The following is a 19847-nucleotide window of genomic DNA, read 5'->3' as shown; positions in this document are numbered from 1 at the left end:
ACTATTTTTTAATACGCGGAATCAGCATGATACGGTCCATCTCCTCGTCCGGCAGGAATGGGGACAGATCCTCCAGCGGCGGCGATACAAGCGTTCCGTCCGGCAGTCTCTTCGCCGCGGACTTTGGCTCAAAGTTCTGATCCAGCGTTACAAATACCTCGCAGATCACCGGACCGTCCATCGCCAGCGTTTCTTCTACTTTCTCGCCCAGCTCCTTGTTTCCATGAATCGATACATATGGGAATCCATACGCCCACGCCAGCTTTTCCATACTCGGGAATCCAAGATCGCCGCTGTCCACGCCGATACCGATGAGCGGCTCGCCGAAGAAATTCTTCTGGGTCTGGCGGATGGAATGGTAACCGCCGTTATTGATAATGAAGATCTTGATCGGCATCCGGTGGCTGACAACTGTCTCAAGCTCCTGTAAATTCATCTGAATACTGCCGTCTCCGGTGATCAGGATAATATCCTGGCTGTGATCTGCCACGCACGCGCCGATCGATGCCGGAAGTCCGTAGCCCATCGAAGCGATGCCGGAGTTCGAGATAAATCTCTGTCCCTTTTTCACAATATTTGCGTGTCCACACACAACATTTGCAGATCCATTCCCCACAACCACGATCTGGTTCTCATTTAAACGGCGGCTCATCTCATACGCAAATGCATATACGTTTGCCTCTGTCTCCGTGCCGCCGTTCATGTGCTTCGGCAGAACCACCGGATAATCATGCTTCCAGCCCTGGCAGATACGCAGCCACTCTGCCTGCGCGTCCTTGTACTCCTGCGTCATCGAAGCCGCGCCGTCCGCTTTTCCTTCCTCCGAAAGAACCTCGTCCATCACGGTCAGAAGATCCTTCACATCCGCGTGAACCGGCATGTCCACATGCAGAGTAGGCTTTTTCAGCTCTTCTGCATCGATATCATTCACAATCACATACGCCTCGCGCGCCCAGGTAGTAAAACGGTAACCGACCTGGCGAAAACTCAGACGGCTTCCGAGCGACAGCACCAGATCGCTATTCTGGATCGCGAAGTTGCCCGGGCGATCGCCGACGTTACCGCCTTTTCCGATGTACAGCGGGTGTTCGTCATAAATACAGTCGATGCTGTCCGCGCCGGTCACAACCGGGATTCCCAGCTTTTCAACCACGCGCATGAAAACATCGTGCGCCGCGCCGATACGGATACCATTTCCGGCATTGATCACCGGACGTTTGGAGGTGCGGACTTTCTCGATGATCGCACGCGCCGTCTCCTTCGTCACACGTGCCGGAAGTTTTGCACGAAATTCACCTTTTCCGGCGGTATCCTCCGGAATCTCGGACGCGCTCTCTGCCGCCCAGCCGGTTCCGCCCGCCTCATAATCCTCCGGATCAAAGCCGATCAGATCGTCTGTCTCGATCATTGCCGCCTGCACATTCAGCGGAATATCCAGCCAGGTAGGACCCGGACGACCGTTGTAAGCCAGATACAGGGCTTTTTCCACACAGAAGCGGATACGCATCGGATCGATCACCATCTCACAGTATTTTGTCATATTGGCAACCGATTTGGTGATATCATACTCCTGATCGCCCATCGCGCGCAGGTGAAGTCCCGTGCTGCGCGCTGTCGTGTCATAACGCACCTGTCCGGAAATGACAAACATCGGGATTGAATCCAGAAATCCGCCCGCAACGCCGTTCATCGCATTGATGCCGCCAGGTCCCGTCGTCACGCACACTGCCGCAATCTTGTTGTGGATGCGGGCATACGCCTCCGCTGCCATCGCACATGCCTGCTCATGATGATTGTAGAGGCAGTGAAGTCCTTCCTGATGCCCCAGCGCGTCATCCAGATGCATCGCGCCGCCGCCCGTGATCATAAACACATCCGTGATGCCGGATGCGAGAAGCTTTTCTGCTATATAATTAGAAAGTTTCTGTTTCATTTTGATTTCCTCCTGAATACCTTGTCAAGTGGTCATACTACATCATAAGAACGTATTCTCACCCGTCCACTCACGAACCCGCGCTATCGCGCTCTACCGCCCTGCTTCGCATGGCTGTTCGTTCGTTAATGGCGCAAGAAAAGAATATGTCCGCTTCGCAGCCGCATTCTTTTCTTCTGCGCTCATTATACCATGACCACTAAATTCGTGAAACACCTCATTAAGTGGTCAGGTATATGTTCTCACTAGACTCGAAAATACCTCGTCAAGTGTTCACATTATATCACACATATTTCTCTTTTCATAGCCAGCACGGCGTTTTCCCTTCTTCTGAAACGTTCTTTTGTTACTGCGAACAGTTACGGTCTTTTTTCTCAACTTATATTTTTCTTATGTTGTCTTGTGTTTTTCCTATTTCTTTTCTATAATAAAGGTCGGCATCCGGTTCACGTCGGTATGCCTGAATCGTTACGGTTCAGTTTACTTTATGTAACTGCATTTTTATCATACAGAGGAACGTCTTATGAATCGATTAGCACAGAAAAAAAAGGTCTGCGCGCTGATTCCGGCGCGGCTTAATTCGGTTCGCTTTCCGGGAAAGGCATTGAAACAGATTGATGGGATTCCAATGGTTGTGCGGGTTCTCGCGGCGGCGCGGGGCAGCGGTGTATTTGATGCCGTTTACGCTGCGACCGACAGCCCTGAGATTGCTGCTGTTTGTCAGACATATGGATTTGAGGCGGTTTTTACCTCCCATTCCCATCAGAATCCGACCTCCCGCATTCAGGAGGCGGTGACGATTCTGGAAGATTCCAAGTCTGCTTCTTCGCGGAAATTTGATTTTTATGCGATGATCGGCGGGGATGAACCGCTTCTGACACCGGAGATTCTGCAAAATTTTATGGAGCAGGCGCTTACTGTTATTACCTCAAAAGAAAATGTACAACGTCCATTTCTCATCAATGCCATGGCAGATATCCCGAACGATGCCGAGACAGCCGATCCATCCAACATAAAAGTGGTCTGCCGCCCGGACGGCACAGGGCTTTACATTTCCCGTGCGCCAATTCCATTCCGCAAGGGGACGCTTGACAAACCTTCCCGGAAATTTGTGAGTATCGGGCTTTATACGCGGGAATCGCTCGATTTCTTCTGCCAGAGCAGACCGGGCATTCTGGAACAGATCGAGGGCGTGGATTTGCTGCGTTTCCTCGAATATGGGAAAACGATCCTATTTCTTCCCATCTGCGGATATACGCTTTCCGTAGACACCCCCGCCGACCTTGAAACAGTACAGGCGATTTTACACAGGAGGACTAGCACCCTATGAATAAGAAAACATACCGCGGCGTGATCTTCGACCTCGACGGCACGCTGCTCGATACATCCGAAGGCGTCTTTGCGAGCGTGCGCCACACGGTAGAAGCACTTGGAAAACCTGCCCTCGACGAGGCGACACTCCGCACCTTTATCGGACCGCCCGTCAAGCTGTCGCTCATCCGCCTCTATGGACTGGACGAGGACGCCGCGAACCACGCAACCGAGATTTTCCGCACCCAGTACAAGGATCACGACCTGCTGAAAGCCGAGCCATACGCCGGTATCAAAGACCTGATCCGCGCACTCCGCGCACAGGGCTGCAAGATCGGGGTTGCCACCCTGAAACGTGAAGATTATGCGCTGACCCTGCTGGAACATTACCATTTCACAGAACTCTGTGACTCCATCTGCGGCAGCGATTTTGCCAGCAAAATGACGAAGGCTGACGTTCTGCACAAGTGCTTAAAAGCTTTGGAGTTGTCTCCATCCGAGGCAGTTCTTATCGGTGATACCTCTTCCGACGGAAAAGGTGCCAAAGAGGCAGCTGTCGATTTTATGGCAGTTACCTACGGCTTCGGACCAGATACCGCGGAGGCATGGCAGGAATATGCGCCGGTTTATACGGCAAAGGATACGCATGATATCGGGGCATTTCTGGGAGTCAATTTTTAAAATTACAAACATAACAAGAGGACAAACATCATGAAACAAGTCAAATTACTCGACTGCACTCTCCGTGACGGCGGCTACGTCAACGACTGGGAGTTCGGTCACGACAATATTGTTACTATTTTTGAACGTCTGATCAGCGCGGGTGTGGACATTCTGGAAGTTGGTTTTCTGGATGACCGCCGCTCCTTCGACCGCAACCGCACGATCATGCCGACAACCCAGTGTGCCGATCAGATTTTCGGCAAGCTGGACAAGGGAAATACGATGATCGTCGCCATGATCGACTACGGAACCTGCGATATTTCTAATTTAAGCCCGTGTTCTGAATCCTACATCGACGGCATCCGCGTCATTTTCAAAAAACATGTGATGCATGAGGCGATCCAGTTCTGCCACGAAGTCAAAAAACTGGGCTACAAAGTGTTTGCACAGGCGGTTTCGATCACCAGCTACTCCGACCGTGAGCTTCTGGATCTGGTTGACCTTGTCAACGATCTGGAACCGTATGCGATGTCCCTTGTAGACACCTACGGTCTACTGCATCAGGATAACCTGCTGCACTATTTCCAGCTCTTAAACTACAACTTAAAACCATCGATCGCGATCGGCTACCACTCCCACAATAACTTCCAGCTCGCATACTCGAACAGCATGGAAGTCTTACGCGAACCGGCAGACCGCACCGTTTTAGTTGATGCCACCCTGTACGGCATGGGAAAAAGCGCTGGAAATCTTCCGATCGAACTCATTTCCATGTACATGAACACCGTATTCGGACGCAATTTCAATGTCAGTCAGATGCTCGAGGCGATCGACATCAGCATCATGCCGTTCTTCCGAAAGAGCCCATGGGGATACAACCTGTTCTTCTATATTTCCGCCTCCAACAACTGCCATCCGAACTACGTCCGCTTCCTGATGGATAAGCACACCCTGTCGCTTAAATCCATCAATACGATTCTGGATGCGATTGAGCCGGAGAAAAAACTGCTCTACGACAAAGATTACATTGAAACACTGTACCGCAGGTATCAGAGCACAGAATGCAATGACGAAGCCGATATTCAGGCATTGAGTGCTTCCTGGAGCGAGCGCCCGCTTCTGCTGCTCGGTCCGGGAAAGAATCTGGAACTGGAAAAGGAGACAATTCTTTCCTATATTAAGGCGCACAATCCGATCACAATCTCCGTCAATTTTATCCCGGAGGGAATTCCAATCGATTATGCGTTCTTAAGCAATTCCAGGCGGTATGTCCAGCTCAACAACCGCCTGCTCGAGCACGCCGACGCCCAAGGACGCCCGGTGCGCGTCATCGCGACCTCGAACGTGACGAATGTCAAAGATACACATTTTGATTACACCTTAAACTATAATTCCCTGATCGACCAGAATGCAGAGATCATCGATAATTCCTTTGTCATGCTGCTGAACGTCCTGACCAAAACAAGCGTCCACCACGCCGCCTGCGCGGGATTCGACGGATATACGGTCGATGGAGACAACTACTATAATTCCGCGATGGACTACCGGATCGCGCGGGAAAAATCACAGAGTATTAACCAGTATGTGATAGATACGCTGGAGAGGCTGGCAGGAACGCTGACGCTGGAGTTCCTGACGGATTCGAAATATGTAAAATAAAAAATTATATTTTCATATAGAAAAAGGGGTGTTCCAGCTGGTTCACCCCTTTTTCCGTTACTGTTCACGCATCGTGCCCAGTAACGGAATTTGCCGTGGCTTCGCATTTAAATACGGCAAATTCCTGCTACCACCACGTTTTCTTACGGCACTTTCGGTTCCAAAAGTGCCTACCCGTGTACAGTAACCTTTTTCCACATCTCTCCACCCTTTCCAGCAACGCACACTATCTTTTTACGCATAATCCCCGTATAATAAGCCCCGTAATGCAGCGATGGATTTTCGCATTTTCAAAAAGGAGAGATTATACCATGCGTAAGCAAACTAAAACTTTAGCTGTTTTATCCGCTGCGGCTTTGTTCGCGGCTGCTGCACCTATAATGACAAATACGGGAACTTACAGAGTTCTGGCGGCTCAGAGCGGCTGGACAGAGGAAGATGGTCGTCTTTATTACTACGATGAGGACGGCTATAAAGAGACAAACACATGGAAAAAGCGGAATGGCGACTGGTTTTATCTCGATGAGGAAGGCGAGATTGCTACCAATCAGAGAGTCGATGACTATTTCGTCAACGATGAGGGGCACATGGCAAAGAACCAATGGGTTTCGGCTGAAAATGAGATCAGCTATGACAGCCCGGATTCTCCGGACGGCGGCTCCTGGCTCTATTTTGGCAAGGACGGCAAGATTGTAACTGCCAAATGGATGAGCATCAACGGAAAAACCTACTATTTCGACGAGGACGGACTGATGCAGACCGGGCTTCTGGAGCTGGACGGACAGACCTACTACCTCGGCGAGGAGGATGACGGCGCCAGAAAAACCGGATGGATCTGCTGGAAACCATCACGAAAGACACCGACGATGAAGATATCTGGTGCTATTTTGACACCGAAGGACGCATGATCGTAAACCAGATGGACCGCAAAATCGACAATGGCTACTACACTTTCATCGACGGCCAGATGCAGACAGGCTGGATCAATGTCGCGGAAGCTGGCTTTGTAAGCTCCAGCACACCTTCAAACGAAGCAGCAACAGCGGACAACTCTGCCACAGACACTGTCAGCTTAAACGATTTCCGCTATTACGATCCGGAAAATGGCGGACGCCGGGCAAGCGGCTGGTACACCATTGAAGGGGCACCGGGCATCAGCGAAGAAGAAGAGCCATTTTCCTTCTTCTTTAAAAACGGAACCGCTTACTTTGCCGAGAAGGATCTTGCTATTTTCACCATCAATTCCGAGCGCTACTGCTTCAACGAGCGCGGTGAAATGCAGACCGGACTTCAGAGCCTGAAACAGGCGGATGGCAGCTTCGCCTCCTACTACTTCGGCGACGACGGCGTGATGCGTACCGGCAAGCAGACCATTTACAATGATGATTTAGAAGAAAACCAGATCTGGTATTTCCAGACCAAAGGCTCTCTCAAAGGACAGGGCTACCATGGCGAGCGCGATAACCAGGTTTATGTAAACGGTCTTTTAAAGAAGGCGGATCCGGAACTCCGCTATGAGCCGGTTTCCATCGGTGAAAAACGCTACCTGGTAAACACCAGCGGCACCATCCAGAAAGCAACCTCTTCCTCCTCTTCCGCTTCCCGTCCGGAACTCGGAAAAGGGTTCAAGGATATCAAAGACAGCAATGATACTGTCTGGACAGTTGACACATCTGGAATCATCCAGTAGAATATAATATTGCATCCGTTCAAATACCGCAGGACACTTTTGTGACACCGCGGTATTTTTTCTAAAAGATGTCTTTTTTTATCGTTTTGAAATTTTTTTTGGAAATTTTTAAATTTTTTTCTAAAAACCAGTTATAATGTTCTCGATTAAACCGTATTATAATAAGGGGGATATTTTCATTTTTCTCCTAATGACTCAACTCTTACTTCTACGGAGGCAACTCTATGCGTGGTTTAAATGTTTATTGCTGTCCAAACTGTGGACATTATGGATTCTTTCAGCTCGTTGCCAATGCGGTGTGTCCGCATTGCTCAATTGCCATGACTCCTCTTCCCATTCCGTATCAGGATTTCATGGACTTAGACTATCCACAGCGGCAGATCCTGATTTCCAGACACATGATTAATGCGGCGATCCCTTTGGATTCTAAAGCCAAACCGGCGAACAAGGCTAAGGCACCAGAGCAGACAAAGCCATCCGGCCGGAGCAAATCACTGGATGATGAAAAATCGTCGGTTCAAAATGCAGCACCCGATAACACCAAACTGATGACAGATCCTTCTGCAGCACCGGGTAAAACAAAATCGTCTTCCACTTCCTCGAAGATCCATCCGGATATTTCAAAAGATTCCGACAAGGAAACGCTCTATCAGGAAGTATTGGCTCTAAGAGAGAAAAACGAGCAGCTGGAGCAGACTGTCTCCTGGATGCATGATTTAATCTGGGAATTGACGCGCCGACTACATATTACACAGAGTAGATAAAAAATGCCGCATGATTCATTCTGGTTTGATAACATACCTTCTGAATCATGCGGCTTTCATATTCGATCTACTATTTAATTTTTGATTTGATTTTTCACCTGCTCCATCTGATATAAATGAGCCTCTTCTTTTCCATCTTATCCAGGCTCTCCGCTTATCCCGCCTTCTCCGTCTTACAGAGTATGTAGTGGTCAATCATCCGGTTTAAGCTTTGATTCATCTGATCCAGAGTTTTAGATAACTCCCTCAGTTCACGCTTTAATTCTTCATTTTCCTGCTCTAAAACGACCAATTTTTTAGCTTCATCCATAAACTCTCCTCCTTTTAACCGCCTGTTCTTCCATTCAGATGACCACACTGCATAACGCAGCTCTGCCAGGCGATCCTATCGTTTTTTCGTTTCATATTATTTATAAACCGATTTTAAGAAAAATAAAAGAGTCTATCGATCGCAAATTTCGACACGGAGCATCGCTCAGCTACTGTTCACACATTACTTTAAATTCTCAATCGACAAAGTTCGTCATTTCGGCTTTTCCGACGAATCTGCCCGGATTTGCCGTCTATTTGAGCTATTCTGCCTGTTCTGCTTTCTCTCTTGTGAGTGCAAGCCCAATCGCCAGCATCGCCCACATAATCGGCGTCGCGATCGGGAGGTTGATATTAACAACTGCCTGTGCTCCATAGCAGAGCACCGCCAGAACAGGCGCCAGAATCCAGGCGCACTCTTTCCATTTTCTGCACATTCTCACGCAGGCGCCGCCCAGAAACGCAAGATAGGATGCAAGCGCAAACGGTCCCATTGTGACGAGGTACTGGAAATATTCGTTGTGGGCGCTCTCATAGAAAACCCCATACCGATCCAGTGCATCCTGTCTGAAATCCCAAGTCAGAATTCCATATGTGTCTGGTCCAAAACCAAACAACTGATGCAGGAACGGCAGTTCGCGATAGGATTGCCATCCAATTCTCCAGCAATATCCCCGGTTCGTCCCCCAGTCATCATCAAAAACAAGATACTGGGACAACGTACTGTACCGTTCCGCATGTCCTCCCAAATTTGCATCATAGAGGACAAATGCCACTGCCAGGCATCCAAGAATCAAAACGGCACACCAGCCACGCCAAATCCATCGTCCCGGTTTGCTCTCTGGATTCGTCTGTTCCATCTTCCGTTTCCAAACCCAGAGAACCCCCGCCAGAATCCAGAATAAACGACAACTCCCTCCAGATAACGATAGCGCACCAACACGCCAAACACACCGCCCAGACCGATGACCTGATCGGCATATACTTTATTGACCGTATCTACTGCCTTAATCACGGTCACAAACATAGCCACCAGAATACCATAATCTGCGATGCCCCGCCATGTCGTAAATAAAAACAGCGGCATCACTGCAAACAGCATTCCAAGTGATAAATATGCATTATCACTCTGTCCGGTAATCAATGCAAAAAAAGCCAGCGCCGAAACCAGATAATACCAGATACGGCGTCCCACTTTTCTCTCACTTACAAAACAGCCGCAGCAACCGCCATCGTAAGCGCCACAAACGCCGTATACGTGTTGATATTTCCCAATGTAGATACAAACAAGTTTCCCTGTTCATTGCTCACGCCCTTTTTCCATCCCAATAAATCCATCTGGAAATAATCTGTGATTCCAAACAGGCAGACCAGAACAGACGACGCCAGAAACACATCCAGGTACCATTTTCTCATCCGACCATACTTGCTGATCACAATCGTTCCCAGCACATACAGCGTAATCAAAAAAAATCCGCTGAATCGTCCCTCATTGCCCCAGAACGACTCATACACATAGTCCGACAGCACCGTCGATATCAATGCCAGCCCCCAGAAAACTGCCAACGCCTTATAGGCAAATGGCTGCTTTTTTAATTCAGACGGTCGAAACGCGCCGAAAAAGCGCCGCACATGCGCCCCGCCAAACCGCTTTAAATCCGCGCACTCAAATACTATCGCTGCGATCAGGCATGACGCCAGCATCGCAACCGTGCTAAGCCAGTAAAACTGATATTTCGATACCAGAATATCATAATAATAATTATGGAAATATAGCGGAAATGCCCCAAACACCACACACAGATACACCGACACAATCCATGAAAAAACCTTTCGGACTTTTCCTTCCCATGCCTGCTCTGCCAAAATGGATGCAGCCGGAGCTCCCTGCTCTCTTGCAATCTCTGTCTGTTCCATCACATTCTTCTCCTTTTCTTATTCGTAAAACCAGAGAAACGGCTTGTATCAGTATAGCATTTCGTTTTGTGGATAGCAAGGAAGGAAATCTTAAATTTCCCCTATTATCTCGTTACTGTTCACGCATACGTGCCCAGTAACGGAATTTGCCGTGGCTTCGCATTTAAATACGGCAAATTCCTGCTGCCACCACGTTTTCTTACGGCACTTTCGGTTCCAAAAGTGCCTACCTGTGAACAGTAACACTTTATCTGCCCATCTACCATTGCGCCACCTTATCTCATGGCATTTTCGGTTCCAAAAATGCCTGCATATGAACAGTCACTGTACATCCTCTTACCCTTGTGGCTTCCATTTACATAAATTTTGTCAAATCCAGACATTTTAAGCGGTTTACCAGGATTCCTCCGAGAAGCCCAATCAGCGCCCCCGCTGCCGTTCCGGCTGCCAGAAGCACCGGAAGATAGTAGAACAGACTCGCATTTTCCACCACCAGCGCCGCCACGATAAGCTGCCCGATGTTGTGTCCCGCACCACCCAGGATGCTGACACCGGTCACGCCGAACCAGTCCAACCGGCGGAACACCACCATCAGAAGAAGGCTGACCGCAGCACCTGCCAGACTATACAGCATCATCGACAGGTTTCCAAACGTAAATCCTACCAGCACGATACGCACCAATGCAATCGCCGCTGCCGCACCGGCTCCCAGCAGATACAGGCTCACGATCGACGCCAGATTCGCCAATCCCAGCTTGACCCCCGGAACGCCCAGGTTGATCGGTATCAGGGTCTCAACATAGCTCAGCAGAAATGCCAGCGCTGTCATCATTCCATATAAAGCGATTTTTCCGGCTCTGGATGTGCCTGCTCGTCCTTTTTTCTGCATTTCTTCCTCCTCTGTATACCTCTATGAATATATTAGTAAAAATTTTTAGTTTTGTAAAGCGCGTAACTGTTCACAGATAGAAATTTTCTGAACTAAAAATTCCGTACGATACAGTTCTGGCGTTACTGTTCACGCATACGTGCCCAGTAACGTTCTGGCTGCCGGTGCATTTAGTTTCTGGGCCGTAATCTTGACTTTCCTATCAACCTTTGTTAGAGTAGTTGCAGACATTTTTGCAAACATAGTTTCAAACCGAATTTTCGATATTTTTAAGAATGGAGCTCTTTATGAAAAAAAAGGATTTATCCGCGCTTCTGACACTTCTTGCCGTCGTATTTTTGGGCTGCGGCGCGGCGCTTCTTTTCAGCAAATCCCGCCGGGAGCCGATCAGCCGTTCCGCGTTTCTGCTGAATACATTTGTCAACATCACACTCTATGATTCGCAGGATGAAGCGATCCTTGACCACTGTGTGGACATGTGCCAGGAGTACGAAAACCGTTTCAGCAAGACGATCGAGGGCAGCGAGCTTTACAAGTTAAACCACCGCAGCGCCGACGAGACGACTTTTACCGTCTCCGACGATATGGCGGCGATGATTTCTGAAGGACTGCATTACAGTGAGGTTTCCCATGGTGCCTACGACCTGACGATCGAACCGCTCAGTTCTCTCTGGAATTTTACCAGCGACGAGCATGTGATCCCGGCGGAGGATGACATAACAGCGGCGGCAGAACGCGTCAACTGGAAAAATGTGAAACTTGACGGAAATACTTTAACCTTCCTCTCCCCGGACACGACGATTGACCTCGGCTCCATCGCCAAGGGCTACATTGCCGACCGCATGAAAGACTATCTGACCGAATCCGGCGTCGAAAGCGCCATCATCAACCTGGGCGGCAACGTACTCTGTGTCGGTGAGCGCACAAACCACCAGCCGTTCCGCATCGGGCTGCAGAAACCGTTTGCCGACTATGCAACGGTTTTTGCCGATCTGAATATTGATGACATGTCCGTTGTCTCCTCCGGCGTCTATGAGCGCCATTTTGAGAAAAACGGTGTCAATTACCATCACCTGTTAAACCCGAAAACAGGCTATCCGTACCAGAACGGACTGGTTTCCGTGACGATCGTCTCCCCGCGTTCGGTGGATGGCGATGTACTCAGCACGACCTGTTTCTCGATGGGACTGGATAAGGGCCTGGAACTCATCAATTCAATGGATGGCATTTATGCTTATTTTATCACGGATGATTATAAACTGATTTACTCGGATGGAGCGGAGGCATTTATTGATGAAATCAAAGAAAAATAGAAATGATTTTGTTTTGATTCTGGTTCTTCTTGCCGTCATACTCATCGGTTTTCTGGTTGTGCGCTTGCAGCGCCAGAAGGATGCTTTTACCGTTGATGTCAGTGTCAATGGAACAACCGTCGCCACCTACCGGCTGGATGAGGAGATAGACACCTGGATCGACGGGTATCAGGGGGGACAAAATCATCTGGTGATTCAAGATGGATGTGCCCGGATCGAAGAGGCAGACTGCCCGGACAAGCTCTGTGTGAAGCAGGGAACCGTTTCAGAGAGTGGGGAATCGCTGGTTTGCCTGCCGAATAGGGTGGTTGTGGCGGTTAAATAGATATGGTTTGCCAACACGGACGGAAACGCCCAGCGGGTACACATAATTGCGCCGCTGGGCGTTTTCTGTTTATTTTATTCCACAAATTTGATCGATTTTAAGCAGCTCTTCCTCGCTCAACGGTGCCCCATCCAACATTTTCAGATTATCTAATATCTGCTCCGGTTTGGACGCACCGATGAGAACGCTGGTTACCACAGGATCCTTCATGACCCATTTGAGCGCCATCTGGGAGAGTTTTTCGCCTCTCTGTCCGGCCATCTCGTTGAGGGCGCGGATCTGGCTGATTTTTTCTTCGGTGAGCTGGTCTTTTTTGAGAAATCTGCCGTCGGTCATGACGCGGCTGTCGGCTGGGATGCCGTACAGATAACGGTCGGTTAAGGTTCCCTGTGCAAGCGGGCTGAATGCAATCAGACCTTTCTTTTCTTTGACAGCAGCTTCTTTTAAGCCGTTGTTTTCGATCGTGCGGTCAAAGATGCTGTAGCGGTTCTGATTGATGACGAACGGGCATTTCAGATCACGCAGGATCGCAGCGGCTTCCTGCATTTTTTGTCCATTGTAGTTGGAAAGTCCTGCATAGAGAGCTTTTCCGCTCTTAACTGCCTGATCGAGTGCTCCCATCGTCTCCTCAAGCGGCGTCTCCGGGTCCATCCGGTGATGGTAGAAAATGTCTACATACGGAAGTCCCAGGCGTGTAAGGCTCTGATCGAGGCTTGCAAGCAGGTATTTACGGCTGCCCCAGTTTCCATAAGGGCCGTTCCACATCTCGTATCCGGCTTTCGTGCTGATGATCAGCTCGTCTCGATATGGCATGAAATTTTCCTTTACAATCCGTCCCAGATTTTCCTCAGCACTTCCCGGCTCCGGTCCATAATTGTTGGCAAGGTCAAAGTGCGTGACGCCATTGTCAAAAGCGGTAAAACACAGCTTCCGCATTGTCTCATAGACGCCGGTGCTGCCAAAATTATGCCAGAATCCCAGCGAAACTGCCGGGAGTCTGAGTCCGCTGCTGCCGCAGCGGTTGTAGGTCATTCCATCATATCTTGTGTCTGCTGCCTGATACATATACTCTTTCCTTTCCTACTCCCGTCCAGCCTCTGCCTGAACCTCGCGGATAGCTGCGTCGATCTGTGCCTCTACGGATACCGGCTTCTGGACCGGTGCTTCCGGCTGCTTCTTTACTTTCTGTACGGTCAGCGGCATATTAACGCCCAGCGGATTGAGAACGATGCCCTTTGCCTCCTCCGGGAGTACCTGAGCCAGCTTGAGCGCATCTACGACAACCGGGCGGAATTTCTTCTCACGGTTGAAACGCTGGAACTCGATCACATCCGTAAAGATCGGCTGGAAAATATCTCCGCTCTTTAATTTAACCAGCGGAATGCCATTTCCTTCCTCTGGAAGAGGCACGATATAGCGACCCTTCGTGAAGTGCGCGCCGATCTCCTCCTGTAAATCGTTTAATTCCGGCGTAATCTCCTGATTTGGCTGACGGCGCAGATCCTGCATATAGTAAAGCATCGTCAGGTGCAGCTCCGGGTTCTCCACCCAGACTTTTCCATTCTTGCTCTCCTCCGGGTCTTTGCGTCTTACAAACTCGGTCAGCTGAATCATCTTCTGCTTCTCGCCCACGTGTACCTGGATAGCATTGACACCCATCGTGTAAAGGCTGGTATAGAAAAGCAGAAGGCTCTTTCTGTCTACCTTCGCGATTCCTACCGGAATCTGCTGCTCTGCCAGCTTCTGTGCGCCTGCCTTTGCGCCCTCTTCGTCCGTAAACAGCAGGATGGCATCATCCATTGTTTCCGGATCACAGTATACATACGGCTCTTTCGTACATCCGGAAAGAATGGCATATAAGGAATCTGCCTCTCTTAACTTCTGTGCGAAGATATCCGGCTCCTGTTCATTCGTATTTGTCTGCTTTGTCTCGTTTTCCATCCGTCTAATCTCCTTTTTATTGAATCGTCATCAATGCCTCAAAATCAGCCCGTGCAAATCGGTGGTAAATCGTGTGCCCCATCTCCTCACGGATGCAGTAATCATATGCATCGATGCTGCTGTCTGTAAAATAAATGACATAATCAAAATCCATGCCGTCCGGCATCTGCCGGCACTCATACGCGCCGAATTTTTCAAACACAGCGGTAATCTCTTCCTTTGTGCAGGCGTGCTTTTCCCGAAACAACTGGATCAGCTCTTTTAAAAACGGCGGTTCCGGCACCTGCTCATGGACATACTCCACAAAATCCGGCGGGATCGTAAAGACGATCCGATCGGCGTGGATCCGAATCTGGGTATCTCCCATTTTCTCCTTCTTCGCCTCCAGATCATGCCGTATCTTCTTCGCCAGCTCCCGGATATCCGTCTCCTGCATCTCCAGCATCGCATTCAGGGAAGAAAGCGGATAATAAAGGCGCATCGTCTCCCTGGCATAACCAAGTTTTAGCTGCGCCTCTTTGATCTGATCCGTCATATTTTGAATTAAAGCTTCCAGTTTCATGTCATACTCCTGCCTCGGAAACGAAACCTCCGTCCCCGGCATCTTTATTGGGTCGATTGAATCATTGATAAGTACCTTTTTCACAATCTCTCTCATTATAACAATTTACCGAAAATGCGTCAATATGCGGATATTTGCTTTTTCGGTTTCTGTTCACGCATAGTTACTGGGCACGTATACGTGAACAGTGACACGCATATGTGCCCAGTAACAGACCTCTACAAATAGCAGGTCGTAAAATGCGCCTCGCCCTCGTCATCCAGATCCATGAGCATGTAGCTCGGGCGTCTGCCCTCCTGGCGCGGAAACGAAAGACTGCCCGGATTCAACACAGTCAGATCCCCGCGCCGCTCCAGATACGGCTTGTGGGTATGTCCAAACATCGCAATCTGCACGCCGCGATCCTGTGCCTCATCGATCAGGCGCTCCGTCCCAACCGATACGCTATAAAAATGACCGTGGGTCAGAAATGCGCGGTATTTTCCAATCGAAATCTCCTTCTCGCGGTCCAGATGGGAGAAAAAATCATTATTTCCCAGCACCATATAGACCTCGCAGTCCGGGTTCTGCTCCTTACACCACGACGTAATCATGTCCTCACTTCCCTCGGCGTCACCCAGATGAATGAACATGTCAAACGGTGCTTCATTCTGGATGACTTCCAGCAGATTACCATCCGACGGTGAGTGTCGCTTGTAATTAATATCTTTTTCATCACTCGCCAAGCGCCTCCTTCAGCGCATCCTTCATCCGCTCCAGCGCCTTGCCCCGGTGGCTGATACGGTTTTTCTCCTCCATCGTGAGCTCTGCTGACGTTTTGCCGTACTCCGGCAGCCAGAGAATCGGATCATATCCAAATCCGCCGTTTCCAGCCGCTTTCTTTGCAATCTCGCCCTCCATCGCCGCTTCTGTGTGAAGCACTCTGCCATCCGGCAACACTGCCGCGATATTGCACATAAAACGGGCGCTCCGCTCTTTTCCTTTTGCATCCTTCACGCGCTCAATCAGAATCCGGTTCTTTTCCTCATACGCTGTGTCCCCTAAATACCGCGCTGAATAAACGCCCGCTCGCCGTTTAAATAATCTATCACCAGTCCAGAATCATCTGCCAGCACAATGCCGCCCGTCTTCTCCCAGACTGCCTTCGCCTTGATCTCTGCATTCTCGCGGAAGGTGGTTCCATTTTCCTCGATCTCGCCTTCAAATCCAGCCTCGCGCATCGTAACAATCTCACGGTTTAAATCCTTTAAAATCTCACGGATCTCTTTCAGCTTTCCCGCATTTCCCGTCGCAAATATAATTTTCTCGCTCACTTTTCCTCGCTCCTTTATCCTCAAACAGCATGGCTTTTCATATCCCGACATTCCGAATCACCGTTCTTCAAAAACAGCTTCCGCCATACCTTCACATCCGTACCAGCAATCAATTCCAGGAATCCACATTCCTCGTATACGCTTTCAAACACACATTGCAGTTTTGCTCCGCCTCCACGCGCTCCCAGGAGGAACCGCGGTAACTGATATAGCCTTCACCGTCGCTTAAATCGACCGTCAGTCCCTTATCCGACGAACTGTACTCGATCGCCACCGGATGAATCGCTCCCGGCGTCGTGATCTCGACAATCACGGCAAACCGTTCGTCTGCCTCCAGCGTCACCGTCTTATCCAGCAAAACCGTATAATATCCGGCGTTCGCAACCTCCCCGGAAGCCACCTTTCTGCGCCGCCCGAACTGGGAGCTGCCCTCGGCGTCCGTCACGGTATATACCTGATACGATGTATTTTCCCCGGTTGCATAGAAGCCGACTGCCTCCAGCTCTTCTTTCTCCTCTGCCGTATAAATATTGGCAAAAAATGCCGATTCTTTTCCGTAACCGAGCTGCCCGACCCAGCCGCACAGATCTGTCTGGTAAATGTGGTCGTAATTATCTGCCGACTCGATTCCGGAATAGAGAATGTTGTGGATCCCAATATTTGTATCATAGTAGGACACGTAAAAATACCCATCGTCCCCAAATTCGCCGCCCCAGCTGTTGGCGCAGATAAACGCGCCATCCCCCTCCGGCGGCTGGTTAAAATTGTCTCTCGAATAGTGGTCATCCCAGCCGATGATCACAACGTCATGATTGGGCTTCTCATCGCCATTATACCAGTACGCCCCTGTCTCTTTCCGGTAATAATGCGTATCGTCGCGGTCACCGACCATCGCCGTATACAGGGAGCTCTGAACGCCTCCGTACAGATAAACCGCCCGTTTAACCGCCTCATAATCCTTCTCCGGCAACACCTGTATCTCCTGCACATGACAAGCAGGGCTTAAACCGTCAGGCGAATAGCCGTCGCCGTATGGATCCTCTTCTTCCAGCACCGGTCCCTGCCACGCCAGCAGATACGCCATCGACATCGTATACTCGCCCCCGGCATTCTGTGAAAAATGGAGCTGTTCCGGAGGGACATATGATCCTCCGAAAAGCTGACATTCCACTCCGGCCGGACACGACTTTCCAGCGCCATCACCGATGCAAACGCCCAGCACGTTCCGAGACTCCCCTGGTTTTTAACCGCCGGTGCCCGGCCAGCCTTCCGGTAATCATAGGATTCCGGCAAAAACGTGGCTGGATCCTCTGACCCAGTCAGTTCCATTTTCCGGTTCTCTGCATCCCAATTTTCTTCATAGGAAAATACCTCCGTCACCGCCTCAAGCGGCACATACAGGATTCCATTTTCCCACTCTGGGGCTGCTACAATCGTCTGGCTCTCCTCCCCAAGCAAAAGTTCCGGGCTTCCGACCGTCATCTCCGCATGAGTATTGCCGCGCTCCATCACAAGCCGGTTTCCATCGTATAGAAGCGCCGCACAGGAAAGCGCGTCCGGCAGCATCCCATACGGTATCATAAACTGCCCGTCCTGCGACATTCTCAAGCTTCCAAGCTGCGGATCGACCATTGTTCCATCGACTTCCAGCGTGATCAGGCTGTCATTAATCTCCTCGGCCATCTGCTCATACCACTCCGGCTGCCACTCGGCGCTCTCCTCCGTCTTTTCCACCTGCTTCGGAATATGAATCAGACGGTTCTCGCGTACCAGAAATCCCAGCAGAAGCACCAGAAGCGCCCCATAGAAAACATTACGCTTCAACCTGATCCCCCGTTTTTCTTCTCGGCGGCTTCGGACCCATAAACTGATAATAATACGTCTTCATCATACCATTGTAGATTTTCCGGTTCTTGTCCGCTTTCCTGCCAATATAGCGCTCTGCGTCCTCATACGCGGTAATCAGGTACATCGACCAGGAATCCAGCGCCTTAAACCGTTCACCGATCGTCTTATAGAGCGCTGGAAGGTTCTTTTTCTCCTCGATACGCTCGCCGTAAGGCGGGTTTGTGATAATAAAGCCATATTTCTTCGGATGGCTCAGCTGCGCCACCGGGCGCTCCTGGAAATGAATCATGTGATCCACTCCGGCTCTCTCCGCATTTTCCCGCGCCGCCTTGATTACCTCTCCGTCAATATCGTAGCCCTGAATGTCTACCTTTACGGTATCATCCACCATCTCGGTCGCTTCATCGATCGCGTCGTACCAGCATTTCTTCGGAATCAGGTTTGTCCAGCTCTCCGACAGGAAGGAACGGTTCATGCCCGGTGCCATATTTGCCGCGATCATCGCCGCCTCGATTGGGAAAGTACCGCTTCCGCAGAACGGATCGACCAGAATCCGGTCCGCTTTCCACGGAGTCAGAAGAATCAGCGCCGCTGCCAGTGTTTCCGTGATCGGCGCCTTACTCGTCATCTGACGGTAACCGCGCTTGTGCAGCGACTCGCCGCTCGTATCGATACCGACTGTCACCTGATCCTTATAGAAAAAGACGCGCAGCGGATATTCATTGCCCGTCTCCGGCATCCGGTCCAGATCGTAATATTCCTGCATATGACGGGCAATCGCCTTTTTCATAATTCTCTGGATATCTGACGGGCTGAACAGCTTACTCGAAATAGACGACGCCTTTTTAACCCAGCATTTACCGTCCTTCGGAAGATATTTCTCCCACGGAATCGCACGGGTCGCCTCAAACAGCTCGTCAAAGGTCACTGCCTTGAAGCTTCCCACTTTTAAAAGGACGCGCTCCGCCGTCCGCAGAAAAATATTCGCACGGCAGATCGCCTCCGCATCGCCGATAAAGGTTACGCGACCATTTTCCACCTCGGTAACCTCATAGCCCAGATCCACTACCTCTTTTTTTAACACTGCTTCCAGTCCAAAATGACAGGGAGCAATCAGTTCATATCGTTCCAATCTTTTTTCCTCTTATCTCTCTGTGGATTCATTGCCAAATCATTTCATGCAAAGAATCCTTTTATTTTCATTACAGTCTTCACCATTTTTATTCTAGTTGACTGGTCTGCATCTGTCAATGAAAAGCCGCGGCAAAAGTGTCTATCTCAGGCTGCACTGATACTGTTCACGCATACGTGCCCAGTAACGGAATTTGCCGTGGCTTCGCATTTAAATACGGCAAATTCCTGCTGCCACCACGTTTTCTTACGGCACTTTCGGTTCCAAAAGTGCCTACC

Annotated in this window: 20 protein-coding genes and 2 pseudogenes; 8 read left to right on the top strand and 14 right to left on the bottom strand. The window is 49.9% G+C overall.

Translation table 11 applies throughout. The annotated features are described in order from the left end of the window. Position 1: 1 nt before the first annotated feature. A complete protein-coding gene (locus tag DWZ16_RS09440; protein WP_107001453.1) occupies positions 2–1933 on the bottom strand; it encodes a thiamine pyrophosphate-binding protein in 1932 nt (643 codons plus the stop codon). Between the two features lie 523 nt (positions 1934–2456). Here DWZ16_RS09440 and DWZ16_RS09435 point away from each other — a divergent pair. From DWZ16_RS09435 to DWZ16_RS09415, 6 genes are all read left to right on the top strand, one after another. After that, positions 2457–3263, top strand: coding sequence for a 3-deoxy-manno-octulosonate cytidylyltransferase (locus DWZ16_RS09435; RefSeq protein ID WP_118522669.1), 807 nt, complete (start codon positions 2457–2459; stop codon positions 3261–3263). Beyond that, positions 3260–3925: an HAD hydrolase-like protein gene (locus DWZ16_RS09430; RefSeq protein WP_022359155.1), complete on the top strand. Its 666-nt coding sequence runs from the start codon at positions 3260–3262 to the stop codon at positions 3923–3925. The genes DWZ16_RS09435 and DWZ16_RS09430 overlap by 4 nt, the downstream gene beginning before the upstream one ends. 30 nt (positions 3926–3955) lie before the next feature. After that, a complete protein-coding gene (locus DWZ16_RS09425; protein WP_118522668.1) occupies positions 3956–5566 on the top strand; it encodes an aldolase catalytic domain-containing protein in 1611 nt (536 codons plus the stop codon). Between the two features lie 311 nt (positions 5567–5877). After that, a complete protein-coding gene (locus tag DWZ16_RS16845; protein ID WP_412694323.1) occupies positions 5878–6474 on the top strand; it encodes a hypothetical protein in 597 nt (198 codons plus the stop codon). Next, positions 6396–7256 carry a hypothetical protein gene (locus DWZ16_RS16840; RefSeq protein WP_412694322.1) on the top strand — a complete coding sequence of 287 codons (861 nt, stop codon included), beginning with the start codon at positions 6396–6398 and terminating at the stop codon, positions 7254–7256. Before DWZ16_RS16845 ends, DWZ16_RS16840 begins: the two co-directional genes overlap by 79 nt. Before the next feature lie 224 nt (positions 7257–7480). Next, the gene (locus tag DWZ16_RS09415; RefSeq protein WP_118472959.1) at positions 7481–8020 is read left to right on the top strand and encodes a hypothetical protein; all 540 of its coding nucleotides are present in this window, start codon (positions 7481–7483) and stop codon (positions 8018–8020) included. A gap of 154 nt (positions 8021–8174) precedes the next feature. Here the strand turns inward: DWZ16_RS09415 and DWZ16_RS15460 are convergent, their stop codons facing one another. The 5 genes from DWZ16_RS15460 to DWZ16_RS09405 form a co-directional block, all read right to left on the bottom strand. Next, positions 8175–8330, bottom strand: a complete 156-nt coding sequence (locus DWZ16_RS15460) for a hypothetical protein (RefSeq protein ID WP_182427326.1) — start codon at positions 8328–8330, stop codon at positions 8175–8177. A 262-nt stretch (positions 8331–8592) separates the two neighbouring features. Beyond that, on the bottom strand, positions 8593–9189 hold the full coding sequence (locus DWZ16_RS16200; protein WP_243021987.1) for an O-antigen ligase family protein: 597 nt from the start codon (positions 9187–9189) through the stop codon (positions 8593–8595). Beyond that, the gene (locus DWZ16_RS16195; protein WP_243021986.1) at positions 9123–9524 is read right to left on the bottom strand and encodes a hypothetical protein; all 402 of its coding nucleotides are present in this window, start codon (positions 9522–9524) and stop codon (positions 9123–9125) included. Before DWZ16_RS16195 ends, DWZ16_RS16200 begins: the two co-directional genes overlap by 67 nt. Positions 9525–9535: 11 nt before the next feature. Then, a complete protein-coding gene (locus DWZ16_RS16190; RefSeq protein WP_243021985.1) occupies positions 9536–10246 on the bottom strand; it encodes a hypothetical protein in 711 nt (236 codons plus the stop codon). Positions 10247–10601: 355 nt separating this feature from the next. After that, positions 10602–11135, bottom strand: a complete 534-nt coding sequence (locus tag DWZ16_RS09405) for a Gx transporter family protein (RefSeq protein WP_022359343.1) — start codon at positions 11133–11135, stop codon at positions 10602–10604. Between the two features lie 287 nt (positions 11136–11422). Between DWZ16_RS09405 and DWZ16_RS09400 the strand changes: the two genes are divergently transcribed. Then, positions 11423–12448: an FAD:protein FMN transferase gene (locus DWZ16_RS09400; RefSeq protein ID WP_118522667.1), complete on the top strand. Its 1026-nt coding sequence runs from the start codon at positions 11423–11425 to the stop codon at positions 12446–12448. Beyond that, positions 12429–12773, top strand: coding sequence for a NusG domain II-containing protein (locus DWZ16_RS09395; RefSeq protein WP_181357182.1), 345 nt, complete (start codon positions 12429–12431; stop codon positions 12771–12773). The genes DWZ16_RS09400 and DWZ16_RS09395 overlap by 20 nt, the downstream gene beginning before the upstream one ends. Positions 12774–12842: 69 nt before the next feature. Here the strand turns inward: DWZ16_RS09395 and DWZ16_RS09390 are convergent, their stop codons facing one another. The 8 genes and pseudogenes from DWZ16_RS09390 to DWZ16_RS09360 form a co-directional block, all read right to left on the bottom strand. Further along, positions 12843–13838, bottom strand: a complete 996-nt coding sequence (locus tag DWZ16_RS09390) for an aldo/keto reductase (RefSeq protein ID WP_118522666.1) — start codon at positions 13836–13838, stop codon at positions 12843–12845. A 15-nt stretch (positions 13839–13853) separates the two neighbouring features. Next, positions 13854–14714 carry an SseB family protein gene (locus DWZ16_RS09385; RefSeq protein WP_118522665.1) on the bottom strand — a complete coding sequence of 287 codons (861 nt, stop codon included), beginning with the start codon at positions 14712–14714 and terminating at the stop codon, positions 13854–13856. Positions 14715–14730: 16 nt separating this feature from the next. Next, on the bottom strand, positions 14731–15360 hold the full coding sequence (locus tag DWZ16_RS09380) for a DUF3877 family protein (RefSeq protein ID WP_181357183.1): 630 nt from the start codon (positions 15358–15360) through the stop codon (positions 14731–14733). 134 nt (positions 15361–15494) lie between these two features. Beyond that, positions 15495–15991: pseudogene (locus DWZ16_RS09375) on the bottom strand (metallophosphoesterase). Further along, a pseudogene (gene rdgB, locus DWZ16_RS09370) lies at positions 15991–16589 on the bottom strand (RdgB/HAM1 family non-canonical purine NTP pyrophosphatase). Before rdgB ends, DWZ16_RS09375 begins: the two co-directional pseudogenes overlap by 1 nt. Before the next feature lie 109 nt (positions 16590–16698). Continuing rightward, on the bottom strand, positions 16699–17679 hold the full coding sequence (locus DWZ16_RS16835) for a lectin like domain-containing protein (protein WP_412694321.1): 981 nt from the start codon (positions 17677–17679) through the stop codon (positions 16699–16701). Next, complete coding sequence (locus DWZ16_RS16830) at positions 17592–18413, bottom strand: stalk domain-containing protein (protein ID WP_412694320.1); 822 nt, start codon at positions 18411–18413, stop codon at positions 17592–17594. Before DWZ16_RS16830 ends, DWZ16_RS16835 begins: the two co-directional genes overlap by 88 nt. Further along, positions 18403–19569, bottom strand: a complete 1167-nt coding sequence (locus tag DWZ16_RS09360) for a THUMP domain-containing class I SAM-dependent RNA methyltransferase (RefSeq protein WP_107000505.1) — start codon at positions 19567–19569, stop codon at positions 18403–18405. Before DWZ16_RS09360 ends, DWZ16_RS16830 begins: the two co-directional genes overlap by 11 nt. Between the last annotated feature and the right edge of the window lie 278 nt (positions 19570–19847).

Source organism: Clostridium sp. AF29-8BH (genome assembly GCF_003478145.1).
GTDB classification, from domain to species: domain Bacteria; phylum Bacillota; class Clostridia; order Lachnospirales; family Lachnospiraceae; genus Otoolea; species Otoolea fessa.
This window is presented reverse-complemented; position numbering and strand designations above follow the sequence as displayed.